This is a genomic window from Paraburkholderia sp. BL6669N2 (assembly GCF_003387275.1).
GTDB lineage: Bacteria > Pseudomonadota > Gammaproteobacteria > Burkholderiales > Burkholderiaceae > Paraburkholderia.
This window is the reverse complement of sequence record NZ_QUNA01000001.1, coordinates 3974351-4001039: the sequence shown is the minus strand read 5'-3', so window position 1 is coordinate 4001039 and position 26689 is coordinate 3974351. Positions and strand designations below refer to the sequence as shown.

General features: G+C 62.7%; 27 protein-coding genes. 8 read left to right on the top strand and 19 right to left on the bottom strand.

Going from position 1 to position 26689, the window contains the following annotated elements; genetic code table 11:
- Positions 1 to 62: 62 nt before the first annotated feature.
- Positions 63 to 446 (bottom strand): nuclear transport factor 2 family protein, encoded by a 384-nt coding sequence (locus B0G80_RS18255; RefSeq protein WP_116118901.1) that lies wholly within the window; start codon positions 444 to 446, stop codon positions 63 to 65.
- 42 nt (positions 447 to 488) lie between these two features.
- Positions 489 to 1052 carry an acyloxyacyl hydrolase gene (locus B0G80_RS18250; protein ID WP_116118900.1) on the bottom strand — a complete coding sequence of 188 codons (564 nt, stop codon included), beginning with the start codon at positions 1050 to 1052 and terminating at the stop codon, positions 489 to 491.
- Between the two features lie 362 nt (positions 1053 to 1414).
- Between B0G80_RS18250 and rpoH the strand changes: the two genes are divergently transcribed.
- The 5 genes from rpoH (at position 1415) to cydX (ending at position 5849) form a co-directional block, all read left to right on the top strand.
- Positions 1415 to 2350, top strand: coding sequence for an RNA polymerase sigma factor RpoH (rpoH, locus tag B0G80_RS18245; protein ID WP_106282149.1), 936 nt, complete (start codon positions 1415 to 1417; stop codon positions 2348 to 2350).
- Positions 2351 to 2689: 339 nt separating this feature from the next.
- Positions 2690 to 2950, top strand: coding sequence for a cytochrome oxidase putative small subunit CydP (cydP, locus tag B0G80_RS18240; protein ID WP_106282151.1), 261 nt, complete (start codon positions 2690 to 2692; stop codon positions 2948 to 2950).
- Positions 2940 to 4532 carry a cytochrome ubiquinol oxidase subunit I gene (locus B0G80_RS18235; RefSeq protein WP_116118899.1) on the top strand — a complete coding sequence of 531 codons (1593 nt, stop codon included), beginning with the start codon at positions 2940 to 2942 and terminating at the stop codon, positions 4530 to 4532. Before cydP ends, B0G80_RS18235 begins: the two co-directional genes overlap by 11 nt.
- Positions 4533 to 4567: 35 nt before the next feature.
- Positions 4568 to 5704 (top strand): cytochrome d ubiquinol oxidase subunit II, encoded by a 1137-nt coding sequence (cydB, locus tag B0G80_RS18230; protein WP_116118898.1) that lies wholly within the window; start codon positions 4568 to 4570, stop codon positions 5702 to 5704.
- 28 nt (positions 5705 to 5732) lie between these two features.
- Positions 5733 to 5849, top strand: coding sequence for a cytochrome bd-I oxidase subunit CydX (cydX, locus tag B0G80_RS18225; protein ID WP_106282157.1), 117 nt, complete (start codon positions 5733 to 5735; stop codon positions 5847 to 5849).
- Between the two features lie 132 nt (positions 5850 to 5981).
- On the opposite strand, the gene nagE is transcribed toward cydX, so the two are convergent.
- The 5 genes from nagE to B0G80_RS18200 all read right to left on the bottom strand — a co-directional run bounded on the left by nagE (position 5982) and on the right by B0G80_RS18200 (position 13408).
- The gene (gene nagE, locus B0G80_RS18220; protein ID WP_116118897.1) at positions 5982 to 7757 is read right to left on the bottom strand and encodes an N-acetylglucosamine-specific PTS transporter subunit IIBC; all 1776 of its coding nucleotides are present in this window, start codon (positions 7755 to 7757) and stop codon (positions 5982 to 5984) included.
- A 108-nt stretch (positions 7758 to 7865) separates the two neighbouring features.
- The gene (gene ptsP, locus B0G80_RS18215; protein ID WP_181919978.1) at positions 7866 to 10430 is read right to left on the bottom strand and encodes a phosphoenolpyruvate--protein phosphotransferase; all 2565 of its coding nucleotides are present in this window, start codon (positions 10428 to 10430) and stop codon (positions 7866 to 7868) included.
- A 38-nt stretch (positions 10431 to 10468) separates the two neighbouring features.
- On the bottom strand, positions 10469 to 11476 hold the full coding sequence (locus B0G80_RS18210; RefSeq protein WP_116118895.1) for an SIS domain-containing protein: 1008 nt from the start codon (positions 11474 to 11476) through the stop codon (positions 10469 to 10471).
- Positions 11469 to 12572 (bottom strand): N-acetylglucosamine-6-phosphate deacetylase, encoded by a 1104-nt coding sequence (nagA, locus tag B0G80_RS18205; protein WP_116118894.1) that lies wholly within the window; start codon positions 12570 to 12572, stop codon positions 11469 to 11471. Before nagA ends, B0G80_RS18210 begins: the two co-directional genes overlap by 8 nt.
- 101 nt (positions 12573 to 12673) lie before the next feature.
- Entirely contained in the window at positions 12674 to 13408 is a 735-nt protein-coding gene (locus B0G80_RS18200; RefSeq protein WP_106282168.1) for a GntR family transcriptional regulator, read from the bottom strand.
- A gap of 372 nt (positions 13409 to 13780) precedes the next feature.
- Between B0G80_RS18200 and B0G80_RS18195 the strand changes: the two genes are divergently transcribed.
- Entirely contained in the window at positions 13781 to 14707 is a 927-nt protein-coding gene (locus tag B0G80_RS18195) for a helix-turn-helix domain-containing GNAT family N-acetyltransferase (protein WP_116118893.1), read from the top strand.
- 13 nt (positions 14708 to 14720) lie between these two features.
- On the opposite strand, the gene B0G80_RS18190 is transcribed toward B0G80_RS18195, so the two are convergent.
- Positions 14721 to 15533: a MetQ/NlpA family ABC transporter substrate-binding protein gene (locus B0G80_RS18190; protein ID WP_106282172.1), complete on the bottom strand. Its 813-nt coding sequence runs from the start codon at positions 15531 to 15533 to the stop codon at positions 14721 to 14723.
- A gap of 249 nt (positions 15534 to 15782) precedes the next feature.
- Positions 15783 to 17657 carry a methyl-accepting chemotaxis protein gene (locus tag B0G80_RS18185; RefSeq protein ID WP_116118892.1) on the bottom strand — a complete coding sequence of 625 codons (1875 nt, stop codon included), beginning with the start codon at positions 17655 to 17657 and terminating at the stop codon, positions 15783 to 15785.
- A 258-nt stretch (positions 17658 to 17915) separates the two neighbouring features.
- On the opposite strand from B0G80_RS18185, the gene B0G80_RS18180 reads away from it, so the two are divergent.
- Positions 17916 to 18206: a YciI family protein gene (locus B0G80_RS18180; RefSeq protein ID WP_116118891.1), complete on the top strand. Its 291-nt coding sequence runs from the start codon at positions 17916 to 17918 to the stop codon at positions 18204 to 18206.
- 67 nt (positions 18207 to 18273) lie between these two features.
- Here B0G80_RS18180 and B0G80_RS18175 read toward each other — a convergent pair whose 3' ends face one another.
- From B0G80_RS18175 to B0G80_RS18155, 5 genes are all read right to left on the bottom strand, one after another.
- The gene (locus B0G80_RS18175; RefSeq protein WP_116118890.1) at positions 18274 to 18891 is read right to left on the bottom strand and encodes an SCO family protein; all 618 of its coding nucleotides are present in this window, start codon (positions 18889 to 18891) and stop codon (positions 18274 to 18276) included.
- 4 nt (positions 18892 to 18895) lie between these two features.
- Positions 18896 to 19801, bottom strand: a complete 906-nt coding sequence (cyoE, locus tag B0G80_RS18170; protein WP_007179448.1) for a heme o synthase — start codon at positions 19799 to 19801, stop codon at positions 18896 to 18898.
- A gap of 6 nt (positions 19802 to 19807) precedes the next feature.
- Complete coding sequence (locus tag B0G80_RS18165; RefSeq protein WP_116118889.1) at positions 19808 to 20917, bottom strand: heme A synthase; 1110 nt, start codon at positions 20915 to 20917, stop codon at positions 19808 to 19810.
- Positions 20918 to 20939: 22 nt separating this feature from the next.
- On the bottom strand, positions 20940 to 21602 hold the full coding sequence (locus B0G80_RS18160) for a cytochrome C oxidase subunit I (RefSeq protein ID WP_116118888.1): 663 nt from the start codon (positions 21600 to 21602) through the stop codon (positions 20940 to 20942).
- Positions 21603 to 21669: 67 nt separating this feature from the next.
- Positions 21670 to 22386, bottom strand: a complete 717-nt coding sequence (locus B0G80_RS18155) for an SURF1 family protein (protein WP_116118887.1) — start codon at positions 22384 to 22386, stop codon at positions 21670 to 21672.
- A 111-nt stretch (positions 22387 to 22497) separates the two neighbouring features.
- Here B0G80_RS18155 and B0G80_RS18150 point away from each other — a divergent pair, with 111 nt between their 5' ends.
- A complete protein-coding gene (locus tag B0G80_RS18150; protein WP_007179452.1) occupies positions 22498 to 22707 on the top strand; it encodes a twin transmembrane helix small protein in 210 nt (69 codons plus the stop codon).
- A 181-nt stretch (positions 22708 to 22888) separates the two neighbouring features.
- On the opposite strand, the gene B0G80_RS18145 is transcribed toward B0G80_RS18150, so the two are convergent.
- The 5 genes from B0G80_RS18145 to ctaD form a co-directional block, all read right to left on the bottom strand.
- A complete protein-coding gene (locus B0G80_RS18145) occupies positions 22889 to 23746 on the bottom strand; it encodes a cytochrome c oxidase subunit 3 (RefSeq protein ID WP_106282185.1) in 858 nt (285 codons plus the stop codon).
- A 131-nt stretch (positions 23747 to 23877) separates the two neighbouring features.
- Positions 23878 to 24087 carry a DUF2970 domain-containing protein gene (locus tag B0G80_RS18140; protein ID WP_091796857.1) on the bottom strand — a complete coding sequence of 70 codons (210 nt, stop codon included), beginning with the start codon at positions 24085 to 24087 and terminating at the stop codon, positions 23878 to 23880.
- A 35-nt stretch (positions 24088 to 24122) separates the two neighbouring features.
- Entirely contained in the window at positions 24123 to 24761 is a 639-nt protein-coding gene (locus B0G80_RS18135) for a cytochrome c oxidase assembly protein (RefSeq protein ID WP_116118886.1), read from the bottom strand.
- A gap of 42 nt (positions 24762 to 24803) precedes the next feature.
- A complete protein-coding gene (locus tag B0G80_RS46415; RefSeq protein ID WP_097391202.1) occupies positions 24804 to 24938 on the bottom strand; it encodes a cytochrome oxidase small assembly protein in 135 nt (44 codons plus the stop codon).
- Between the two features lie 114 nt (positions 24939 to 25052).
- Entirely contained in the window at positions 25053 to 26666 is a 1614-nt protein-coding gene (gene ctaD / locus B0G80_RS18130; RefSeq protein WP_116118885.1) for a cytochrome c oxidase subunit I, read from the bottom strand.
- Positions 26667 to 26689 lie beyond the last annotated feature (23 nt).

Genomic DNA, 26689 nt, shown 5'->3' with positions numbered 1-26689 from the left:
GCGTCAATCGGAGCGGCCCGCTCACAAGGCGCCGCCGGCTCGACAGAATGAGCTCACAAGGCTCACTCGATTGCGCAACGCGTGGCCTGCCAGGCAATCAGGCGCCAACGGCCGTCTTCCTGCATATGAATCGCCGTGTAGGCGATCGGAAACAGCAGCGCCCCGTTGTTCGCCTCCATTTCGATCAGCGCGCGACCGGTTACCACGCAGATCTCGCGCCCGACCGGCAGCACCTCTTGCGACTGAATCTCGATCTGCCGATAGCGGCGGCGGCCCGTAGTAATCCCGTCGATGAACTGCCGTTTGGTTTCCCGCTTGCCGTTCGTGTGAACGTAGCTCACGTTGTCCGCGAGCAGGGCGTCGAGCGAGGGCCCGTCGCCGTCGACCATCGCCCGAAAGCGCTCTCGCTCGAGTTCGCGAACCGCTTCGATAATCTTTGCTGCCATCGCTCAGCCCCTTGCACCGGTGAGCCAACGTGGCCACGGTTGTCAGAAGTTGTATTGCAGATATAGCTGGTGGAAATTTATACCAGGATTCGGCTCTTTGATACCGCCGTTGGAAACATGCTGGAAGCGATAGCCCGCCTGGTACTGCTGGTGGCTGCCGAACTGCACGCCCGCGCCGGCTGTTGGCGCAAATTGGAACGCCGTGGCATAGGTGTAGTCAGAAGAGATGCGGGCATGCGTAAGAAGTCGCACACCAACACCCGCTTCCACGAAGGGACGGATCGAGCCCGTGCCGCGAATGAAGCGGATAAACGGCGTGACGCCGAATTCGCCGATATTGCGGTGCTCGTCACTTTCATCGGTATGCCACCAGGCCACGTGCGCTTCGCCGATCAGCGCGAAGTGCCAGTCGCCAATTTGCCACCAGGTCAGATTGGGGTCCCACACCACCCCAAGGTCGAGCTTCCGGACGTGATGGTCGCCAAGACCGCCTGCAACCTGCACGCCCCACTGATCTGCCGAGGCCAAACCTGAAGCCCCTAAAATCAACGATCCGGCGAAGATTTTTAGAGTCAGACCACGCAAAGCATTCTTTTTGTTGTTCATCTAACACCCGGGTTCCGTGGAACGCTGAACAATCTGTAACTGTTTTGCGTATTCTAAGGTGAATCTCAATTTAGCGGATCGTATGAAGAAAGCTGACTTTCCGCAATTAGTCACTTCAAATTTGGCAAAAATCAGGTCTTTATAACGATGCAGGCAGTCTGTTAGGTAAATTCTACGTCTAGCACAGAGCCGGCCGAAGCGGTGTACCATGGCTATTGATTCGTAATTTCAATAGGAATTTGTGGAACTTGGATGCCCCTACGCCCTCTAAGTATTAGCACTCGGCAAATCAGAGTGCTAACATCCAACGCTGGAGTCGTTACCTGAATAAGCTTTTGTCTGATTCCAAAGGAGTTTCCTACGTGAGCCATGCAATGACCCTTCCGAGTACTTTGAGCCCGTCGTCGGCTAAGGCCGCTTCGGCAGGTGCACTGGCGCTCTCGCATTCCTCGCTGCTGCCCGGTCAACTGGGCAATATCGACGCCTACATCCAGGCCGTAAATCGGATTCCGATGCTGACGCCGGCGGAAGAACGCCAGTTCGCCACCGAATTTCGCGAGCAGGACAACCTCGAGTCCGCGCGCCGTCTCGTCCTGTCGCACTTGCGGCTGGTCGTGTCGATCGCGCGCAACTATCTGGGCTATGGACTGCCGCACGCCGACCTGATCCAGGAAGGCAATATCGGCCTGATGAAGGCCGTGAAGCGCTTCGATCCGGAGCAGAACGTGCGCCTCGTGTCGTACGCCATGCACTGGATCAAGGCTGAGATCCACGAATACATTCTGCGCAACTGGCGGATGGTGAAGGTCGCCACCACCAAGGCGCAGCGCAAACTGTTCTTCAACCTGCGCAGCCACAAGCAAGGGCTGGGCGCGTTCACGCCGGACCAGATCGACGATCTGGCCAAAGAGTTGAACGTGAAGCGCGAAGAAGTCTCCGAAATGGAAACGCGTCTGTCCGGCGGCGATATTGCGCTGGAAGGCCAGGTCGAAGACGGTGAAGAAGCGTACGCGCCGATCGCCTATCTGGCTGACTCGCATAGCGAACCGACCGCCGTGCTGGCTTCGCGTCAGCGCGACAAGCTGCAAAGCGACGGTATTGCGAGCGCGCTGGACGCACTTGACGCCCGCAGCCGCCGCATCATCGAGGCACGTTGGCTGAAGGTGGAAGACGACGGGTCGGGCGGCTCCACGCTGCACGAACTGGCCGACGAATTCGGCGTGTCCGCCGAACGTATTCGCCAGATCGAGGCGAGCGCTATGAAGAAGATGCGCGGCGCGCTCACCGAATACGCTTAACGCTTGAAAATTGTCAGCATGCCGGTTCGTCCGGCGCGCGGCAGCAAAGCTGCCAAGCCCCGCCCTCGCAAGACGGCGGGGCTTTTTTTCGCCCACGCCGCGGCTTGTTCGCGCACGCCCGCCTTCGCTCAAGAACATCCACAAGCGACATGCGTTTCTTGACGTATCACAAACCAGATAGCAATACTGGTTGAACGGGGCAAGTCTCGCGACCCAATGCCGCAGTTCCGAACTGTTGCGCGCGAGGTTCTACTCCTAGAATCGGGATGCACTCGCCCGACCGCTGACGCGGTCTGGCGCCAGCCGGATTCGCCGGTGTGAAGTTGCCTTCTACCGATCATGACCACAGCCCTCAATCGCAGCACCACCCGCCGCCGGAGCCTGCGCCAACGGTTCCATGGCTGGGTGCGCGGTCCGACGTTGGCGCGGGATATCGCCATCGTCCTCGCCATCAAATTCGTACTGCTGATGGCGCTCAAGTACACGTTCTTCAATCATCCGCAGGCGGAGCACATGTCGCTGCCGCCTGAGCAAGTCGCGCAGGCGCTGCTGTCCGTGCCTGCCTCGCATCCGTCCCAAGGTGATCCACATGCCCGTTAGCGAAGTCGTAGAACTGTCGCGCCTCCAGTTCGCCATCACCGCGCTTTACCACTTTCTGTTCGTCCCGCTCACGCTCGGCCTGTCCTGGCTGCTTGTCATCATGGAGTCGGTCTATGTGATGACCGGCAAGCAGATCTACAAAGACATGACCCAGTTCTGGGGCAAGCTGTTCGGCATCAATTTTGCGATGGGCGTGACCACCGGTCTCACGCTGGAATTTCAGTTCGGCACCAACTGGTCTTACTACTCGCACTATGTCGGCGACATTTTCGGCGTGCCGCTCGCGGTCGAAGGCCTGATGGCTTTCTTTCTCGAGTCGACCTTCGTCGGGCTGTTCTTCTTTGGCTGGAAACGGCTCTCGAAGGTCCAGCATGTGTTCGTCACGTTTCTCGTTGCGCTCGGCTCGAATCTGTCGGCGCTGTGGATTCTGGTGGCCAATGGCTGGATGAACAATCCGGTCGGCGCGACCTTCAACTACCAGACCATGCGCATGGAGCTCGATAGCATCTTCTCCGTGCTGTTCAATCCGGTCGCGCAGGTCAAGTTCGTGCATACCGTGTCGGCGGGCTATGTGACGGCGTCGATGTTCGTGCTCGGCGTGTCGTCGTGGTATCTGCTCAAGCGCCGCGACACCGAATTCGCGTTGCGCTCGTTCGCGATTGCCGCCGGCTTCGGTTTGGCGTCGACGTTATGCGTGATCGTGCTCGGCGACGAATCCGGCTACCGTACCGGCGAAGTCCAGCAGGTCAAACTGGCCGCGATCGAATCCGAATGGGAAACCGCGCCCGCACCGGCTCCGTTCACGATCATCGGGATTCCGAATCAGAAGGAAGAGCGCACCGATTACGCTATCAGGATTCCGTACGCGCTCGGCCTGATCGCTACCCGTTCGCTCGATGAACCCGTGGTCGGTCTGAAGGATTTGATGGCGCGCAACGAGGTGCGCATCAAGAACGGCATGCTCGCCTACGCCGCCCTGCAGAAGCTGAAACAAGGCGACATCACCGACGAAGCCAAAGCCGCCTTCGACGCGCACAAGCAGGATCTCGGCTACGGCCTGATGCTCAAGCAGTTCACCGCGAACGTCACCGACGCCACGCCGGATCAGATCGCCCAGGCCGCGAAGAAAACGATCCCGCCTGTGGCGCCCGTGTTCTTCTCGTTCCGGCTGATGGTGGGCCTGGGCATTCTGTTCCTCGCCACCTTCGTGCTGGCGTTCTGGTTCTGCGCTCAGCGCTCGCTGTTGCTGGAGAAGCGCCGCTGGTTCCTGCGCTGGGCCGTATGGGCAATTCCGCTGCCCTGGCTCGCGGCGGAGTTCGGCTGGATCGTCGCTGAAGTGGGCCGTCAGCCGTGGACCATCGCGGGCATTCTGCCGACCAACCTGTCGGCCTCGAGCCTGACGCCGAATGACCTGTATCTGAGTATCGCGGGCTTCGTGGTGTTCTACACGGTGCTGTTCATCATCGAAATCATGCTGATGTTCAAGTACGCGCGGCTCGGTCCTTCGTCGCTGCATACGGGCCGCTATCACCACGAACAACAGCCGCTGAATCAGCCGCTGCCGACCAACACGGCCGCCTGATTCGCCGCCACTGAGTTTCAAGGGAAAAGATCATCATGGATTACGCAACCCTCAAACTGATCTGGTGGGTGCTGATCGGCGTGTTGCTGATCGGCTTCGCGCTCACCGACGGCTTCGACATGGGAGCGGCGATTTTGCTGCCATTCATCGGCAAGACCGACGCCGAGCGGCGCATCGTCGTGAACACGGTGGGCGCGACGTGGGAAGGCAATCAGGTGTGGCTCATCACGGCGGGCGGCGCGATGTTCGCCGCGTGGCCGCTGGTGTACGCGGCGTCGTTCTCCGGCTTCTATTTCGCCATGCTGCTGGTGCTGTTCGCGCTGTTCTTCCGGCCGGTCGGCTTCGACTACCGCAGCAAACGTGAAGACCCGCGCTGGCGCATGGCGTGGGACTGGGCGTTGTTCGTCGGCGGCTTCGTACCGGCACTGGTGTTCGGCGTCGCGTTCGGCAACCTCCTGCAAGGCGTGCCGTTCTCGTTCGATACCGACTTGCGCGTTACCTATCACGGCGGCTTCTTCGAATTGCTCAACCCGTTCGCGGTGTTGTGCGGCCTCGTCAGCGTATCGATGCTGGCCGCGCACGGCGCCGCCTTCGTCAAGATGAAAGCGGACGACATTGTCGCCGAGCGCGCTTCGCTGGCGCTTCGAATCGCCGCGTTCGCGACCGTGGTGCTGTTCCTGATTGCTGGTGCGCTGATCGCCACGATGATCGGCGGTTACCAGGTGATCGACGCCCCAGCGCTCGACACGGTCGCCAATCCGTTGACGAAGAACGTGATCGGCGCACCCGGACTGTGGCTCACCAACTACGCGAACTATCCGTGGATGGTGGCCGCACCGATGGCCGGTCTCGCAGGCGGCGTGCTGGCCACGCTGCTCGCCCGCTCGCGCTTCGAGAAGAGCGCCTTTCTGTCGACCTCGCTGATGATCATCGGCGTAATCCTGACGGCGGGCTTCTCGATGTTTCCGTTCATCATGCCCTCCTCGCTCGACGGCCGCAGCAGCCTCACCGTGTGGGATTCGACTTCGAGCCGCATGACGCTGCAGATCATGCTGATCGCCGTGATCATTTTCCTGCCGATCATCCTGATCTACACGAGCTGGGTGTATCGCGTGATGCGCGGCAAGGTGACCGCCGCCGCGCTCGAAGAGAATCACCATACGATGTATTGACCGGCAAGACGCTTAACAGGAGTTTGCGATGTGGTATTTCAGTTGGATTCTCGGGATCGGCGTGGCGTTGGCGTTCGGCGTCATCAACGTGATGTGGCTGGAGTCGCGCCAGTCGGCGGCAACGAGTGCGCAGAAGAGACGCTAAGGCGGCACATGCCGGCTGAGATGGGCCGGTAAACGGAAAAGCGGGACCTTGATTGATTCAAGGTCCCGCTTTTTTTATCGCAGCTTAAGCGAATGCGAAGCGGCGCGAGCCGCACCTTTGTCTAGCAATGCGTCATGCCGGCAAAGGCGTTGCACCGCCGCTTTGCGTCGTGCGCGTCGCCAGCTTTTCCGCGTAGCGTTGCGCCGCGTCGCCGACGACGATATGGAACGTGTCCGCAGAAACCCATGCCGTATCGAGCGTCGCCAGACGTTGACGATCGACTGCCGACGGATCGCGCACGACGATACGCAAACGCGTCGCCGCGACCGCATCCAGCGACACCACGTTGCCCGCGCCGCCGAACACGGCGAGCCAGCGCAGCGGATCGGGATCGAGCGGGCCGCTGCCTTGAGCACCCGAAGCCGCAACCGGCGCAGCCGCCACAGCCTGAGCCACGGCAGCAGCCACCGGCTTCACCGCCTCACCACCACCCTGCGCGATCACCGTACGGATTTCGTCCGCGATGATGTCCGCTTCCGGTCCGATGATCACCTGCACGTTGGTCGAGCCGCGCTTGAGCACGCCACGCGCGCCGATCGTCTTCAGCTCGCTTTCCGAGACTTTGTTCGAATCGACCACCGACAGACGCAGACGCGTCGTGCAAGCATCCACCACCGACAGATTCGACGCGCCGCCCAGCGCCGCGATATAACGCTGCGCACGCGGCGCAGCCGCACCGGCGACCGGCGATACGAAACCACCCGCGGCAAACGAGTCGACCTGTTCGTCGGCAGCGGCGGGTTCGCGGCCCGGCGTCGCCATGTTGAACTTACGGATGAAGAAGCGGAACAGACCGTAGTACACGACCATGTAGACGAGGCCGATCGGAATCGCCCACCAGCCGCGAGTCGACAGACCGTAGTTCAACACGTAGTCGATTGCGCCGGCGGAGAAGGTGAAGCCGAGGTGAATGCCGAGCGCCGAACAGATGGCGAGCGAGAGGCCCGTCAACAGCGCGTGGATCACATACAGCACCGGTGCGAGGAACATGAAGCTGAATTCGATCGGCTCGGTCACGCCCGTCAGGAACGAGGTCAGTGCCATCGAGAACAGCAAACCGCCCACAACCGCGCGGCGCTCCTTCGGCGCTTCATGGAACATCGCGAGACACGCAGCCGGCAGACCGAACATCATGACCGGGAAGAAGCCCGTCATGAAGGTGCCCGCAGTCGGATCGCCCGCGAAGAAGCGATGCAGGTCGCCCGTCACCGCGGCGCCGCCCGGCGGCGTGAACGTGCCGAACACGAACCATGTCAGCGAATTGAGGATGTGATGCAAACCCGTGACCAGCAGCAGGCGGTTCAGCACGCCGAACACGAATGCGCCGAGTGCGCCCGCGGTGGTCAGCCAGTGGCCCGCCGTATCGATCACGGCTTGCACCGGTTGCCATACGTAGCCGAACGCTATGCCGAGCACGAGACAGACAACCCCCGTGACAATCGGCACGAAGCGTTTCCCTCCGAAGAACGCCAGGTAATCGGGCAGCTTGATGTCTTTGTACCGGTTGTACAACAAGCCCGCGACGATACCCGCCACGATCCCGGACAACACGCCCATGTTGAGCTTGTCGTTGATGTCCTTCATCACCGCGACTTCGATCAGATAACCGATCGCACCCGCCAGACCCGCCACGCCGTTGTTGTCTTTCGCGAAACCGACCGCCACGCCGATCGCGAACAGCAGCGGCAGGTTGTCGAAGATCGCGCCGCCGGCGTCGGCGATCATCTTGATGTTGAACACATCGGGTTGGCCGAGGCGCAGCAGCAGGCCGGCGACCGGCAGCACCGCAATCGGCAGCATCAGCGCGCGTCCCAGGCGCTGAATCTTCAGAAACGGATTCCCATCCATTGATACCTCCAATCCTTGTCTCTTTGTTGAACGCCGTTCTTGAACGGCGTCTTGAGTTTGTAGCTATGAGTGTTGATTGAGCGAAGCTGGCTGCGGACCGTGTGGGGTTCAGTCCAAAGGCCAGGTTTCGCGGCTTGCTGCTCTTACCGCCTGCGCCGATTCGAGCGCCAGGGCATCCTGGGCGCGTTGACGGCACAGCTGATAATCGAGGTTGCGCACCCGCGCCTTGATGCCCGGCACCGACACCGGATCCACCGAAAGTTCGGTCACGCCGAGGCCGATGAGCAGCGGCGCGGCAAGCGGATCGCCCGCCAATGCGCCGCACACGCCGACCCATTTGCCGTGCTTGTTCGCGCCCTGCACCGTGGCCGCGATCAAGCGCAGCACGGCCGGATGCAAGCCGTCCGCCTGAGCGGCGAGGTCGGCCTGACAACGGTCCATGGCGAGCGTGTATTGCGTCAGATCGTTGGTGCCGATCGAGAGGAAATCCGCGTGTTGCGACAGTTGATCGGCCAGCAACGCCGCCGACGGCACTTCGATCATCACGCCGACTTCGATCGGTTCCGTGCGGCCCAACTCGCGCGCGAATTCATCGATACGCTTGCGGATGCGGATCAATTCGCCGACGTCGGTCACCATCGGCAACAGGATGCGCACGGCGCCGAGCGGCTGCACCGCCAGCAGACCGCGCAACTGATCGTCAAGCAGATCCGGGCGCACTTGCGCGAGGCGGATGCCGCGCAAGCCGAGCGCGGGATTCGGTTCGGGCGGCAGCGTCAGATAGTCCACTTCCTTGTCGGCGCCGACGTCCAACGTGCGGATGATCGCCGTGCGGCCGCTCAATGCATCGACAATTGCCTGGTAGCTCTGACGATGTTCGTCCGTGGTCGGCGCGGCCGCGCGGTGAATGAACAGCAGTTCGGTGCGCAACAGGCCAACGGAATCGGCGCCGTTTTCGACGGCGGTTTTCGCGTCGTCGAGCGTGGCGATGTTCGCGGCGACTTCGATCGCGCGGCCATCGGCCGTGACCGCCGCTTGCTGCGAGGTGCGGCGGTTTGCTTCGCGCACATCGGCCAAACGCGTGCGCTCCAGACGCGCGCGTTCCACATCGAGTTCGGTCGGTGCGAATTCGAGGCGGCCGGTCGTGGCGTTCACCACCACTTGCGTGCCTTCGGGAATCGCGTGCAGCGCGTCGCCGACTGCGACCAGCGCGGGAATGCCCGCCTGACGCGCGAGAATCGCGGCATGCGAGGTCGCGCCGCCGCGTGCCATCACCAAGGCAGTGACACGCGAACGATCCAGCGTCGACAGATCGGACGGCGTGAACTCTTCAGCCGCCAGCACGGCTTCTTCCGGCAGCGTGCGCGCCGCGGCGTTCGTGTAACCCAGCGCGCGCAGCACGCGCTTCTCGATGTCGCGCAGATCGGCGGCACGTTCCGCGAGCAACGCGTCTTCGATATTCGTCAGGATCGCTATCTGTGCGCGGATCGCTTCGCGCCACGCAAAGCCGGCGCTTTTGCCGAGGCTGATCAGATCGCGCGCCGCGTCGAGCAGCGTGGGATCTTCGAGCAGCACGCGATGCACGGAGAAAATGCCCGCTTCGCCAACCGCGCCGCGCTGCGAGGCGTCACGCACCGTCGTATCGAGATCCGCATCGACGGTGGCAATGGCCTTGTCGAGCAAACGGCTTTCCGCTGCGGACGTGCCGGTCGCCTTTTCGGGCGGATCGATGTCCGCGTCGTCCCAACGCACCAGCTTGCCGACCGCGACGCCCGGCGCCGCGCAGACGCCGGCGAGCGTATTCGGTGCAAGCGTCTCGCCCGCCGGACGAGCAACAGCTTGAGGCGCAGGCGAACTTTGGCGCGCCGGTTTCTCTTCCACTTCTCCGTGCGCTTCGCGCGTCAGTTCGTTTGCAATCGCAGCCACAGCGGCAGCAGCTTGCGGACCGACGCCCAGCAACTCGATGGTCGCGCCTTCTCCAGCGCCAAGGCCAAGCAAACCGACCACGCTTTCGATCGCCGCTTTACGCCCTTCGTAACGCACTTCGACGCGTGCATCGAATCCACGTGCCGCTTCGCGCGCACGCGCCGCCGGACGCGCATGCAGACCGCCTGCGTGAATCAGCGTGACTTGCTGACGCGCTTCTTCCGTCACGTTCGTCGCGCTCGCCTGGCGCGATGCCTCGGCCGCCGCGCCGCCGCGCGCGCGCAGCAGCAGCAGCGGCGTCTCACCCGCCTTCAGCAAGCCGCCCTGCACACGTTCGACGATCTCGAACGCATCCGAGTTGGCAATCGCGATCACCGACACGAGGCTCGGCGCATTCAGCGCGACCTGATCCTGATCGAACTCGATCAGCACGTCGCCGGCGCGCACTTGAGCGCCTTGAGCGACCATCGGTGCGAAACCCTTGCCGTTCAGTTCGACCGTATCGATACCGATATGCAGCAGGATCTCGGCGCCCTCGGCAGTGGCCAGCGTCACAGCGTGACCGGTGCGCGCCAGATGGGTGACCGTACCGTCGCACGGCGCGACGAGTCGGCCTTCGAGCGGATCGACGCCGATGCCGTCGCCGAACATGCCGCCCGAAAACACAGGGTCGGGCACGTTCGCGAGCGGCACGACCGGACCGGTCATGGGCGCGAGCAAAACAATATGGCCTTCAGAATGGCTCATCAAGCGGGACTCCTCGACACGTCGCATCTGATTACTCGTCAGTGAGTTTCGGTGACTTTGTTGAGATGGCGCGGCGCGTCGGGATTGCGCCCGCGCGCGGCAGCAAGGCCGGCGGCCATCACGTAAAAGGACAGGATTGCAGCGATCGGATCGAGCGCCGCATGAGCGGTGGTGGCGAGCGGCAGCGTGGCTTCGGGCACGTCGGCCGACGCCGCGAGCAGCACGCGCGCGCCGCGCGCCTTCATGTCGCGCGCGAGTTGCAGCAAGCCGGCCTGCTCGGGTCCGCGCGGTGCGAAGACCAGCAACGGATAGTCGCGATCGATCAGCTCCATCGGACCGTGACGCACTTCCGCGCTCGAAAACGCCTCGGCCTGAATGCCGGAGGTTTCCTTCAGCTTCAACGCGGCTTCCTGCGCGATGGCAAGACCCAGCCCGCGGCCAATCACGATCATGCGCTCGACGCCGCGCAATTCCTCCACGGCCGTCGACCAGTCGAGTTCACCCGCCGTACGCAGCGCTTCGGGCAGCGTTTTCAACGCGGCCAGCAGTTCGACGTCCTTCTGCCAATGTGCGACTAGCTGCGCGGAAATCGACAGCATCGCGATGTAGCTCTTGGTGGCCGCGACGCTGAGTTCCGGACCGGCGACGAGCGGCAACTCGAATTCACACGCGTCGGCCAGGGGTGAGCCCGACACGTTCACGGCGGCGACGGTCAATGCGCCTGCTTTGCGCAACGCTTCCATGGTGCCGACCAGATCCGGACTCTTGCCGGATTGCGAGAACGCCAGCGCGAGCTGATCGCGCACTTGCAGTGGCGCCTGTTGCAGCGTGGCGACCGACATCGGCAGCGAGGCGACCGGCACGCCCAGGCGGCTCATCGTCAGGCTCGCGAAATAACTCGCCGCGTGATCCGAGCTGCCGCGCGCGACTGTCAGCGCGACATGGCGCGGCTGCTGTGCCAGCTTCGCCGCCAATGCCTCGACGCGCGAGGTATCCGTGAGTTGCGCGGCGACCGTTTCAGCGGACGCCAGCGCCTCTTTAAGCATATTCGACAATTGCTTCTCCTTCGACGTAAGTCGCGCTCAACGCCAGTTCACGGTCGAACACGACCATATCGGCCCATGCACCGCGCGCGATGCGGCCGCGGTCTTCAATGCCCAGGTAGTCGGCGGCGTAGCGCGACAAACGGTTCGATACATCGGCGATCGGCAAGCCGATCGACACAAGATTGCGCAGCGCCTGATCCATGGTCAGGGTGCTGCCGGCGAGCGTGCCATCGGCGAGACGCACGCCGCCGAGGCACTTCGTCACATGCTGGCTGCCAAGACGGTATTCGCCGTCGGGCATGCCCGTGGCCGAGGTGCTGTCCGTGACCACATAGAGACGCGGAATCGCGCGCAATGCAGCGCGGATCGCCCCCGGATGGACGTGCAGCAGATCGGGAATGATTTCGGCGAACTCGGCGTGCGCGAGCGCCGCGCCGACGAGGCCGGGATTGCGATGGTGCAGCGGCGACATGGCGTTGAACAGATGCGTGAAGCCGCAGGCGCCATGCTTGAGCGCGGCGACGGCGTCGTCGTAGGTGCCGAGCGAGTGGCCCAGTTGCACACGCACGCCGCGCGCCGCCATCTCGGAGATGATCTCCATATGGCCGGCAATTTCCGGCGCCAGCGTGACCACGCGAATCGGCGCGATGGACAGATACTTCAGCACTTCGTCCATGACTGCCGAGACCGCCGCGTCCGGTTGCGCGCCGAGCTTGCCGGGATTGATGTACGGCCCTTCCAGATGCACGCCGAGCACACGCGCGCCGCCGGGCGTGCGAATCCGCGCGTTGTTGCCCAGTTCCGCGACGACGGCCATCAGCTCGTCGCGCGGCGCGGTCATCGTGGTGGCGAGCAGGCTGGTCGTGCCGTAACGCGCATGCGTGCGCGTGATGGTTTCGACCGCGTTGCCGCCTTCCATTACGTCGGAGCCGCCGCCGCCATGCACGTGCAGATCGATGAAGCCGGGCAGGATGTACGGCGCGTCGTTGGTCGACGGATCGACGCGTTCGCCGGTGAGCGCCGTGATGCGGCCGTTTTCGTATTCGAGCGTGCCGTGAATCCACCCATCGGTGGTGAGTATGTTTCCGGTCAGCATGAGTCTCTCTGGTGAGGCGTGATACGGGGTGTGGCTGAATGGCGCTTTGTCTGCGCCGCACCTGAACTTGCAGGCTGCGCGTGCGGACTCAGCCGGTCAGCTCAGGTGCGCAATTCAGCGACGAAGTCGTAGTAGTCATCGCGGCAATAGGTGTCGGTCAACTCGATTGCGCGCTGATCGGCGCTATAGCCGATACGGGTAATGACCAGCAGCGCCGAGCGCGGTTCGATATCCATCAGCGAAGCGATCTCGCTCGACGCGTTGACCGCGCGGAAGTGCTGCAACGCGCGCACCACGGCCGCGCCGCGTTGCTCGAGATAGCTGTAAAGCGAATCGCCGACGGCATGCGGATCGGGCACGATCGCCGACGGCAGCGCCGAATGCTCGACCGCCATGACGATGCCGTCCGCGCGCCGCAGCCGCCGCAGACTCGTCACCGCCGCGCCGGGCGACAACCCGAGGTGCACCAGTTCGTCACGGTTGGCGGCGCGGATATCGCGCTCGAGCCACACCGAATCCGGCCGGAAACCGCGCTGCTGCATCTTCTTGGTGAAGCCGGTGAGCCGCGAAAGCGGATCTTCGACGCGCGGTGTGATGAAGCTGCCCGCGCCGCGAGCGCGCCGGATCAAACCTTGTTCGACCAGCAACTCGATCGCCTTGCGCGCCGTGATGCGCGACACGCCGATCGCGTCCGAGAGCGTGCGCTCCGAGGGCAGCGCCTCACCCGCCGACCATACGCCGCAGTGGATCGCCGTCGCAAGATTGCGCGCGAGCTGCAAATAGAGTGGCGTGACGTTGCGGGCGTCAGGCATCAGTGCGGACCAGCGAGTTTCCATGGGGCTCCGGCGGCCTTCGCGAAAAGGTAGGCCTACGAAAAATGAGAGCCCATTATATAACCAACATAATACCAGTCAACCAACTGGTTCCATGCCGGTACGATCCGGTGCAAAGCCTTGCTGAATAAGGCTTAGAGGGGCGTGCGGAGGCGGCGGAGAGGGTTTTTTGGAGCCCAGGATTTACCCGCATGGGGCTTCAGAAAGCCTGCTAACCGGTTCAAACAGGGTTTCAGCGCGCTGACATCCGCGAGACGATCGATACCTTTTTAATACCAGTGCCGGTCAGGCCTTTGTCGGCGTGGCTTCTGTAAAGGGGTGCGTTCCAATATAGTGCTGAGTAGCAAGCTATAAAAAATCCCCTGGGAGCCGCATTTGACAGATTCCGAGACGCTGCGGCGTGCTCAGGCCGTCCGCCATTTCAACCGCTTCTATACCCGACACATTGGTGCGCTGCATGAGCATCTGGCAAAAAGCGCGTTCTCACTGACCGAAGTGCGCGTACTGCACGAGCTGTCCCGCGGATGTGCGCAAACGGCCTCGGTGCTCGGGCGTTCTCTCGGTCTCGACAGCGGTTACCTCAGCCGTCTGCTGACGAGCTTCGAACGACGCGATCTGATCACGCGGCGCCCGTCCGAGACGGATGCGCGCCAGTCGCTCATCGCGCTCACGGATAGCGGCCATGCTGCGTATGCCCCGCTCGACAGCGCGGCGATCGAAGAAGTGTCGACCTTGCTTTCCGGCCTCACGGCCCTCTCCCAGGATCAGTTAATCGCCGCGATGAAGCTCATCGAGCGGCTGCTCGGCGACAAACCCAGGCACGAACTCGTGGTGCTCCGTCAGCCGCGTGCGGGTGAATGCGGCTGGCTCGTGCATCGGCAGGCGCAATGGTTCGCCGCGCAATACGACTGGAATCCGTCGTTCGAGGGATTGCTCGCGCGGGTCGTCGCCGATTACACGCAACGCAATGATCCGCTGCGGGAGATGTGCTGGGTCGCCGATCAGGACGGGATGGTGGTCGGCTCGGTGTGCATCGTCGGCGTATCGACGACGGTGGCGGGCGTGCGGCTTCTGTGGGTCGAGCCGGATGTGCAGCGTTTGGGGATCGGCACGCAGTTGCTGAACGAATGCGTGCGCTTTGCAAAGCGCGCGGGCTATACGAAGCTCACGCTGACGACGGCCGCCTCGCTCGAACAACCGCGCCGCCTGTGCGAGCGCGCCGGGTTCAGGCTTGCCGGCACGGCGGCTGAGCGCCGTTTCGGCAAGGACCTGACGGTCGAGCGATGGGAATTAGGCCTGTAGCGAACGTCGCTGCTTAGAACGACGGCACCACTGAACCCTTGAACTGCGTCTTGATGAACTGGCGCACGTCTTCCGACTGGTAAGCGGCAACCAGCTTCTTGACCCACGGCTTGTCCTTGTCTTGCGTGCGCACGGCGATCAGGTTCGCGTACGGGCTATGCACGTCTTCGAGCGCGATCGCATCTTTGGTCGGTTGCAGGCCGGCGGCCAACGCGAAGTTCGTGTTGATCGCGGCGGCGTCGACGTCCGACAGCGAGCGCGGCAGTTGCGCGGCGTCGAGTTCGACCAGCTTGATCTTCTTCGGATTGTCGGCGACGTCGAGCGGCGTCGCGTTATTGCCGTTCGTGCCCGCGCCGGTCTTCAGCTTGATCACGCCTTGCGTTTGCAGCAACAGCAGCGCGCGATTTTCGTTCGACGGATCGTTCGGCACCGCGACCTTCGCGCCTTGCGGTAGATCCTTCAGCGACTTCAGCTTCTTCGAATAGATACCGAGCGGCGAGATGTACGTGAGGCCGGCGTTGACGATCTTGTAGCCGCGCTGCTTGATCTGGCTATCGAGGTACGGCTGGTGCTGGAAGCTGTTCGCATCGAGGTCGCCTGCGTCGAGCGCGGCGTTCGGCTGCACGTAGTCGTTGAATTCGACGACCTTCACGTTCAGGCCTTCGCGCTTCGCCACCTTGGTGACGACTTCCCAGATCTGCGCGTCCGGGCCGCCGATGGTGCCGACCTTGATGACTTTGTCGTCGGCGTGCGCGCCGAAGCTGGTGAAGATTGCCGTAGTGGCGACGACTGCCGAGAGGGCTTTGAGGATGTTTCTGCGCTGCATGTGATTCTCGCTTGTTTCTAATCGAAGGCTTGATCGATGACTTGATTAATGGCGCTTCGATTTCTGATCGGTGTCAGATTCGGGTGGAAGCCGGCGGCAACATGGCGTGTGGCCCTGCGCCGTCAACTGGACCTGAAATGGTCTCATAGTCCCGGCGAGATGGGAAATATCACGATCGCATATGGTTATGCGCCTTGAGCGGCGGGGACCGCGTGCATGTGAGAGGCACGCGGTCGATGCAGCGGGGAGTCAGAAGGTGGTCCAGTCGTCTGGCGCGGTGACTCTTACTGCCTCGGTGGATGCGCGCGGCGTGGTCACCGCGACAGGCTTGGCGCTCGTAACATGCGCGGACGAAGCCGATGCTCGGGTCGATGCAGAGGCCGACATGGCGGACGTCCTGTTGGGTGCCGGCAATTTCGGCTCCGCATGCGGCGATGCCGACGCAGAGTGCGACGCCGTGCCGATTTCGCGCGCTGCCGTTGCGGCGGCATGCGGCGCCGCGACCCTTGCCGTCGCCAACGTCGCAGTCACTCTCCGCGCCGCGACGACCGCCGAACCAGGCGCGCTCCCTTCAGCGCCATCCACGCGAAACGCGTTCACTGTCTCGCGCAAACGCCCCGCCTGATCCTGCAACGAAGCCGCCGCGGCCGCCGCCTGCTCGACCAGCGCCGCGTTCTGCTGCGTCACTTCGTCCATTTGCGTGACGGCGCGGCCGACCTGGGCAATGCCGCTGCTCTGCTCTTCGGATGCCGCCGCGATCTCGCCCATGATGTCGGTGACACGCCGCACGGCCTGCAGAATTTCGCCCATCGTCGTGCCGGCCTGCTGCACCAGTGTCGAGCCGTTGTGCACACGTTCGACCGACGCGCCGATCAACTGCTTGATCTCCTTGGCCGCCGTCCCCGAGCGCTGCGCGAGGTTGCGCACCTCGCCCGCGACGACCGCGAAACCGCGGCCCTGCTCACCGGCGCGCGCCGCTTCGACGGCTGCGTTCAACGCAAGAATGTTGGTCTGAAACGCGATACCTTCGATCACGCCGATGATGTCCGCGATCTGCCGCGAGCTATCGTTGATCTCGCTCATCGTGCCGATCACACGGCTTACCACGTCGTTGCCGCGCGTCGCGATTTCGGACGCGTTGTGCGCGAGTCCGCTTGCTTGCCGCGCGTTGTCGGCGTTCTGCTTGACCGTTGCGGTGAGTTCCTCCATGCTCGCCGCGGTCTCCTGCAGCGAAGCCGCCTGCTGCTCGGTGCGCTGCGAGAGATCGCCGTTGCCGGCCGCGATCTGCTGCGTCGCCGACGCAATGGATTCCGCCGAGCGACGAATCTCGCCGATGGTCTGCTGCAAGCGGTTCTGCATGTCATGCATGGCCGCCATCATGCTGGTCTTGTCCTGCGGACGAACGGCGACCACCTGCGTCAGGTCGCCCTGCGCGATACTCGCCGCGAGCCGCGCCGCCTGATCGGGTTCGCCGCCGAGGCTCGCGCGCACATTGCGGATGATCAGCAGCATCGCCAGCGAGATGATCGCGCCGATCACCAGCACCACGGCCAGGTGGCCGAGCAGGGTCACGTAGTACACCGTATCGATGTCCTTGACGAACACGCCGCTCGCGATGTTCCAGTCCCACGGCGCGAAGCGCACCACGTAGCTGATTTTCGGCACCGCCGTTTCGCTGTGCGGCAGGCGTCCGCGATATTCCGCGAAACCGCGGCCGCTTGCCTTGGCCGCGTCGACGATTGCCACGTACAAGAGCTTGCCGTCCGGATCCTTGAAGTCGCCGACCGGCTTGCCGGTCATCTGCGGCAGCGTGGGATGCATCAGCACGACGGGCTTCGAATCCATCACGAACAGGTAGCCGGATTCGCCGTAGCGCATGGTCGCAAGACGGGCGAGCGCTTCGCGCCGTGCGTCGGCCTCGCTCAGCTTGCCGTTCTGCGCGAGCGCGTAATAACCGTTCACGATACCTTGCGCGGCATCGACCAGGTTCACCATGCCCGCCTTGCGCTCGGCCAGCATCGTGCTGCGCGTTTCGACCGCGCTCCACAGCCCGACGCCCAGCAGCCCCAGCCAGACGAGCGCGAGCGACAGCCATAGTTTGCGATTCAAACTCATCCTGCTCATTGTTGTTGTCTCTCTCGTGTGATTCATGTTCCGTTCGCAGTCGCAAGAGTGCGATTGCATATCGCGCGCAAACGATTGCTATCGATATAACGGCATGGCAAACGGGCAACTTGAGAGACGCTGCGAGGAGGCCGGCGGGCGCGACGCGCGGCATGCGTGCGGATTGAATGCACGCATCGGATCGGTCTCTGCACGATAATTGGAGACTGCGGCCGCATGCGTGATGCGGCTCATTCCCTTGCTGAGAGAACCACGCCCATGTACGTCATCGACCTTATCTACACCGCACCGCTCGAACGCGTCGACGACGCGCTGGAAGCGCACCGCGCGTTTTTGACGCAACAGTTCGAGGCAGGCGTGTTCGTCGCCGCCGGACCGAAAGTGCCGCGCGACGGCGGCATCATTCTGGCGGTGCGCGTCGAGCGCGAGAAGCTGGACGAGATTCTAGCTAGCGACCCGTTCGCGCAGCAGAAGCTCGCGCGCTACGAGGTGACGGAATTCAAGGCGACGCGGCTCGCGCCCGGGTTGAATCTGCCGATTCCGGATTGAGCGTTGGAAAGAGAGGAGATGTGAAAACGGGCGCGCGATACCACACGTGTCCTTACGGCTGCGTGCGTCAGTCGAGCAGGAGCTTGATGTCGTGCACCCACGGCGTCGCGCCCTGGCCGTCACGCGCGAACAGACGCAGCTTGCCGTCCGTGTCGAACACATAGCTCGCGGCCGTGTGGTCCATCGTGTAGCTGTCAGGCGTCTTGCCCGGCACCTTCGCGTAGTAGACGCGGAAGTCCTTCGTGATCTTGGTGAGTTGCGCCTGATCGGCCGGACGCAAGCCGACGAACGTCGGGTTGAACGCCGGCACGTATTGCGCCAGCAACGCCGGCGTATCGCGCTCCGGATCGACGGTGACGAACAATACCTGCACGCGCTTCGCGTCTTCCGGACCGAGTTGCTGCAACGCTTGCGAGAGCTCGGCCATCGTGGTCGGGCAAACGTCCGGGCAATGTGTATAGCCGAAGAACAGCACGACCACCTTGCCCTTGTAGTCCGCCAAAGTGCGGACATGGCCGGCCGTATCGGGTAACGAGAAGTCGCTGCCGAACTGGGTATTGCCGGTGATATCGAGATTCTGGAACGCCGGCGGCTGCTTGCCGCAGCCTGCTATCAGCAACGCGGCGCCGAACGCGCAAGCGATCACAGCAGCACGCGCCGTGCGCGCGAAGCGGATATTGAGCATGGTATTACGCGCCGATCAGGACGCGCGCATAGTGGTCGATCAGCAGCGCGGCGAACAGCAGCGAGAGATAGACGATCGAGTAACGGAAGGTCTTGCGCGCCAGATCGTCCGAGTACTCGCGATAGATCTTCCACGCATAGGCAAGGAACACGGCACCCAGCAGCACGGCGGCGGCGAGATACACCACGCCGCTCATGCCGGAGATGAACGGCATCATGGTGACCGCGAACAGGATCACCGTGTACAGCAGAATATGCAGACGCGTGTACTTCTCGCCGTGCGTGTTCGGCAGCATCGGCAGGCCGGCGTTTTCGTAGTCTTTGCGGCGATACAGCGCGAGCGCCCAGAAATGCGGCGGCGTCCATACAAAGATGATCAGCACCAGGATCCACGCGTCGCCCGGCACATGACCGGTGACCGCGGCCCAGCCAAGCGCCGGCGGCATGGCGCCCGAGGCGCCGCCGATCACGATATTCTGCGGCGTGGCAGGCTTGAGCAACAGCGTATAGATGACGGCATAGCCCACGAACGTGGCCAGCGTGAGCCACATGGTGAGCGGATTGGCGAACGTATAGAGCGTCCACATGCCGAGGCCGCCGAGCACGGCCGAGAACAGCAGAATCTGCGCGGTGGTGATTTCGCCGCGCGCGGACGGCCGCCACGAAGTGCGGCGCATCTTGGCGTCGATCTTCTGCTCGACGAGGCAATTGATGGCGAACGCCGCGCCGGCCAGCAACCAGATGCCGACGGTGCCGCCGATCAGCGGAGTCCAGGGCACCATGCCAGGCGTCGACAGGAACATGCCGATGACGGCGCAGAACACGGCGAGTTGCGTGACGCGCGGCTTCGTCAGGGCGATGTACTGGGAGACCCGGCTACCGGGCGTTTGGGAGAGTGTTGTGCTGTCCATGTGGAGTCACGCTGGCGCGGCATCGCGCGCAGGGAGCACGGCGCGGCCGGGACGGCTATAAGCGATTCGAAAGTTTAACATAACGAGCAGAAGCAGCAGGATCGCAGCCCCGCCGTTATGCGCGACCGCAATGGGCAACGGCCATTGCAGAACGATGTTCGACAGCCCGGTGATGAACTGGATCGACACCACCAGCAGCACGCCGTTGGCGGGGCGCCGCAGCGACTCGAAGCGGCGCAGTTTCAGCGCGAACCACACCAGATACGCGACCACGACGATGGCGAATGTGCGGTGGGTCCAATGAATCGCCACCAGCGCATCCTGCGTGATCATGTCGCCGTCGCCGGTCATGCCGAGCGCGCGCCACAGGTGGAAGCCGTGCGTGAAGTCCATCGGCGGGACCCATTGGCCGTTGCAGGTCGGAAAATCCGTGCACGCGAGCACCGCGTAGTTGGTGCTGACCCAGCCGCCCAAAGCGATTTGCGCGATCAGCAGCACCAGACCCGCGATCGCCGCCGCGCGCCAGCGCGCTGCTTCAGGCTCGTAGGCCGGCAACGGCGTTTGCCGCGCGGCCAGCCAGCCGAGCGTGCCCAGCAGCGCGAGGCCGAGCAGCAAGTGCGTGGTCACGATGATCGGTTGCAGCTTCATCGTCACGGTCCAGGCGCCGAACGCGCCTTGCACCAGAATCAGCAGCAGCAACGATGTCGGCCACCACGGTGACACATGCAGCGGACGCCGCTTGACGCGCGCCGTCCACGCGATCACGGTCTGCGCGATGATCAGCACGCCGATCGCCATCGCGAAGTAACGGTGGATCATTTCGATCCAGGCCTTCGTCATGCTGACCGGTCCGGTGGGCATCGCCTGATGAGCGGCCGTGATCGCCGCATGCGCGATAAACGGCGACGAGGTGCCGTAACAGCCTGGCCAGTCCGGGCAGCCGAGCCCGGAATCGGTGAGCCGCGTGAAGCCGCCGAACATCACCAGGTCGAGCGTGAGGAAGGTGGTGAGCCAGACCAGTTTGCGGAATTTGTTGTCGTCGGCCTTGACCCATACGTAAGACAGCGGCAACAACGCGATACACAAGCCGATCAGAGCCAGTTGCAGTACGAACATCTCTCTTACCTATATTGCGGCATCAGCCGATGCGCGACCATTTGAGCAGCTTGGTCAGGTCGCCTTTGATCTTGCTGGGATTCGGATCTTTCGGGAAACGCATCATCAGATTGCCGTTCGGATCGACCAGGTAGATGTGCTCGGTGACTTTGGTGCCGTTGTCCGTGGGCAGCCATGCAGACACCTGCGCCGGATCTGCAATCATCATGTCGGTGTCGGGATACGCCTTTTGTATCACGTCAGACACGTTGCCTGCATCGGTGCGCAGCCACACTTCCACGACGCGCTCGCGCTCCGGGCCCTGAGCTGCGCGGATTTGTCGCATGAAGTAGAGCTTGGTGACGCACGCTTTGTCGCACGCGCTGTTGTCGACGGAAATCATCAGCCAGTGGCCGCGCAGCGCGGCGAACTTGACGGGCTTGCCATCCTCGCCGGTGACCATGAGCGAATCGGGGATCGGGCGTTGCGGTTCGACTAGCGTGCCGTAGCTCGAGGTGCCGCCGGTCGGCTTGATCACGTAGTACATGAAATACGACACTGCGATCGGCGCGCCGCAGATGATCGCCACCAGCAGCAGCATCCAGCGGCCACGCTGCCACGAGCCTTTGCCGTTAGGTTGGCCGGGTACGGCGCGGGGTGCTGCGGGTTTGCCGGCTTGCGGCGAACGGGGAGATTGCGTGGACACTACGGACCTCTTTCAATGATTGCGCGGCTTGCGGCTCGAACCTGGGCCACAAGCCGCATGTGCTGCATTACGCGCCGGGCGCGTGCTCTTTCTTCGCGGCGCGGCGCGCGGCATACAGGCCGAAGACCAGCGCGGCGGCGGCCATGCCCCACCACTGGAACATGTAGCCGTAGTTGCGCTCGACGCCTTCAGTCGGCGCGGGCCAGTCGCGCACCAGCTTGTCGCCGTCGTCGCTCAACTGCTGAATCACGAACGATTGCAGCGGCAGGCCGGTTTCTGCGGCGTACGCAGCGACATCCAGATTCTGGCGGATCAGTTGATGCTCAGCCGAGCCGCCATGCCCCAACTCGTACGCGCGCGAAGCGTCGGCACGGGCAATGCCTTCGATTTCAATTTCGCCTTGCGGCGTCGTGTACGGCGCGATGGTTTCGCGATTATTCATATTGCGCGGCAACCAGCCACGATTGACCAGCACGTAACCGCCGCCGGCAAGTTTAAAAGGCATCACGACGTAAAAGCCCGGCTGGTCGTTATACGGACGATTATCGAGGTAGACGACCTTGTCCGCGACGAAACTGCCACGCGCCTTCACGCGATGAAACTCGATGTCCTTCAACTGAACCGGCGCGCCGCTCACCGGCTGCGCGGGCGCATTCTCGAACTGCGTGATTTGCGCTTCGAGCGCTTCCTTTTGATGCGCGCGGTCGCGCTGCCAGAAACCCAGCCGCACCGTTACCACCATCACCAGCAGAATCAGCAGCACGGGAACGAGGCGAAACTTCATCGCGCACGCTCGTCAGCCGCGTGCGGCGCAACAGGGAACGGCCGGCAAACGCAGGCGCGCGGTGCGATAATAAACATCTTGCCTCTGCGCTTTCCGGTTTCAGCTGGTTCCATGCACATTCTCGTTCCCATCGCCTTCGTCCTGATCATCGCCAGCATGGTGTCGGCGCTGTACTTCATGATGCATGACAAGGGCAAAACCAAGCGGATGGTCTGGTCGCTCGCCACGCGGGTGGGCCTGTCGATCTCGCTGTTCCTGTTCATCCTCTTTGCTCACTGGATGGGCTGGATTCAGTCGACCGGTATTCCTTACGGGCGCTGAGCCCGGCGGAAAAATCTCCACGCCGCCAAACAAAACGCCGCCCTGACAGGGTCGAGGGCGGCGCTGCGTAAGTCTCACGTACTGCTGTCTTGCGTTGTTGCTCGTACGCCGGCCCCGTAGAATTCGGCGCAAACGGCCTGCACACATTCCGACGTTCTCGGTCGGCGCAGGCCAGACTGCGTTACAGCCAGTACACGACGACGTACAGCCCGAGCCACACGACGTCCACAAAGTGCCAATACCAGGCCGCGCCTTCGAACGCGAAGTGATGCTCCGCCGTGAAGTGCCCGCGAATCATACGCGCCAGCACAACGGCCAGCATCGTGCCGCCGAGAAACACGTGGAAGCCGTGGAAGCCGGTCAGCAGGAAGAACGTCGAACCATACACGCCAGAATTCAGCGTCAGATTCAGTTCGTTGTACGCGTGGAAATATTCGAAGCCTTGCAGGAACAGGAAGCAGACCCCAAGCACGAGCGTTGCGGCCAGCCAGATGATCGCCTTCTTGCGATGATCTTCACGCAGCGCGTGGTGCGAGACCGTCAGCGTCGCGCCCGAGGAAAGCAGCAACGCCGTGTTGATGGTCGGCACCGGCCACGGTTGCATCGACTTGAAGGTCGAGACCAGCGCTGCCGGGCCGTTGTTCGGCCACACCGCCGAGAAGTCCGGCCAGATCAGCTTGTAATCAAGGCTGCCCAATTGGTGCAGCGCGATTTCACGCGCATAGAACAGCGCGCCGAAGAACGCACCGAAGAACATCACTTCGGAGAAAATGAACCAGCTCATGCTCCAGCGATACGACTTGTCGACGTTCTTGCCGTACATGCCGCCTTCCGACTCGGCGATCGCGTCGCCGAACCAGTGCCACAGCGTAAAGAGCAGCCACAACAAACCGGCCACGACGCCGATCGGCGCCCAGTCGTGTTCGTTGATCCAGGCCGCAAGCGATCCGAGCATGACCAGCAACCCAGCAGCGGCGCTGATCGGATGCCGCGACGGATGCGGTACGAAATAGTACGGGCTCTCGTTTTGACCGCTCATTCTTGATTCTCCACTTCAGTCCAGTTGTTCCGGAAGCTCCGGCTGTATCTTCGGCGGCGCGTCGATACCGCACCGCTTCGCTCTAATTTCTGGGCGCTGCTTTGCCCGATTCTACGCGTGCGTCTGGCGCTTCAACCTACTACGGCGCGCACGATCAGAATCAGCGCCACGATAAAAATGGCCGCGCAGATCAATGCTGCGGCGATCACGTGCAGCGGGTTCAGCTGCGTGGCATCCGCTTCCAGATCGCGACGCTTGCGCACCCCGAAAAACGACCAGAACACCGCACGCATCGACTGACCAAAACTGCTTTTGCGCGGGCTGCCGCCGTTATCGCTCATCTCGTTTCTCTTTCCTTCGCCGGCGGCGCGAGCCGTCAGGCGGGATTGGCCGCCGTGGCTGCCGCGCTTTTATCCGCGCCTGTTGCCATATTGGCTGTGGGCGCCGCACTTCCAGCCGTCGCCGCTGCCGGCGTATTCAATTCAAAGAACGTGTACGACAACGTGATCGTTTTCACGTCCTTCGGCAACTTCGGATCGACCACGAATACCACCGGCATCCGCCTGGTCTGATTCGCCGTCAAAGTTTGCTGCGTAAAGCAAAAACACTCGATCTTCTTGAAGTACTCGGTGGCCTGCTTCGGCGCGTAGCTCGGAATGGCTTGCGCCTGAATCGTGCGCGCCTGTTCGTTGCTCACCTCGTACATCACCGTCGTCACTTCGCCCGGATGCACGTCGAGACTGCGCAGCTCCGGTTTGAAACCCAGCGGGCCGCGCGCGTTCGCATCGAATTCGATCGAAATCGTGCGGCTCATGTCGACCTGCGTATTCTTCGCCTCGCGCACAGTGGCATCACGCTGCACAAGGTTGTTGATGCCGGTGATCTGGCAGATCGCCCGGTACATCGGCACCAGCGCGAACCCGAAACCGAACATCATCAACGCGACGACGAACAGCTTGATCAGCATCGAACGGTTAAAAGAGCGGTCGGCCTGAGCCGGCGGTTGCGTCGACATCTCAATCCTCAACAAGCCTGCAAACTGACTCGAACCACCCGGTCAGGTGAACCACTTCTGATGAATGATCACGCTCGCGAAAAAGACCGCGGCGATCACGAACATCACGAAACCGATCCGCCGGTTGCCCGCACGAATCTGCTCGGGCGTACGTCTTTCTTGAGGATTGCGCGTCATGCTCGACTTTTTGAATACTTTTCGTGACTACGGATGCCGCCACGACTTTCCTGACCGCCGGCTCAGGTAGCGAACTGCTGCGCTGCCCGAGCCGGCAATCTCACCGTGCGCCGATTACTCGACGGTCGGCGGGTTTTCGAACGTGTGGAACGGAGCCGGGCTCGGCACGGTCCATTCGAGGCCCGTTGCGCCGTCCCACGGCTTGTCGCCAGCTTTTTCGAGTTCGCCGCCGCCACGGTAGGCCGGCAGTGCAACCGCGAACAGGAAGTAGACCTGCGCCAGACCAAAGCCGAACGCGCCGATCGAGATGACCTGGTTCCAGTCCGTGAACTGCGCCGGGTAGTCAGCATAACGACGCGGCATGCCCGCGAGACCGACGAAGTGCATCGGCAGAAACGCGAGGTTGAAGAAGAACAGCGACGCCCAGAAGTGGATCTTGCCGCGCGTCTCGTTGTACATCCAGCCGGTCCACTTCGGCGCCCAGTAGTACCAGCCGGAGAACAGCGCGAAGAGCGAGCCCGCCACCAGCACGTAGTGGAAGTGCGCGACCACGAAATAAGTACCGTGATACTGGATGTCGAGCGGGGCCATTGCCAGCATCAGACCCGACAGACCACCGAACGTGAACACGATCAGGAAGCCGACCGCGAACAGCATAGGCGTTTCGAAGCTCAGCGAACCGCGCCACATCGTCGCGACCCAGTTGAACACCTTCACGCCAGTCGGCACGGCGATCAGCATGGTGGCGTACATGAAGAACAGCTGGCCCGTCACCGGCATGCCGGTGGCGAACATGTGGTGCGCCCAGACCATGAACGACAGAATCGCGATCGACGACGTTGCGTACACCATCGAGCTATAGCCGAACAGCGGCTTGCGCGAGAACGCCGGAATCACCTGCGACACGATCCCGAACGCCGGCAAGATCATGATGTACACCTCGGGGTGCCCGAAGAACCAGAAGATGTGCTGGTACATGACCGGGTCGCCGCCGCCTGCCGCGTTGAAGAACGACGTGCCGAAGTGACGGTCGAACAGCACCATGGTGATCGCGCCCGCCAGCACCGGCATCACGGCGATCAGCAGGTATGCGGTGATCAGCCACGTCCAGACGAACATCGGCATCTTCATCAGCGTGAGGCCGGGTGCGCGCATGTTCAGGATCGTCACGACGATGTTGATCCCGCCCATGATCGACGAAGCACCCATCAAGTGGACCGCGAAAATCGCGAAGTCCATGCCCGGGCCCATCTGCGTGGAGAGCGGCGCGTACAGCGTCCAGCCCGCAGCGGTCGCGCCGCCGGGCGCGAAGAACGAACCGACCAGCAGAACAGCCGCCACCGGCAGAAGCCAGAAGCTGAAGTTGTTCATGCGGGCGAAAGCCATGTCCGATGCGCCGATCTGCAGCGGCACCATCCAGTTCGCGAAGCCGACGAAGGCCGGCATGATCGCGCCGAACACCATGATCAGGCCGTGCATGGTGGTCAACTGGTTGAAGAACTCGGGACGCATGATCTGCAAGCCCGGCTCGAACAGTTCGGCACGGATCATCAGCGCCATCACGCCCCCGGAGAGGAACATGGTGAACGAGAAGATCAGGTACAGCGTACCGATGTCCTTGTGATTGGTTGCGAACAGCCAACGGCGCCAACCATGCGGCGTTTCGTGGGCATGGTCGCCGTGCACGTGTTCGTGGCCTGCGACTACATCGTGTCCGATGCTAGACATGACAATCTCCTAAAGCGAATACT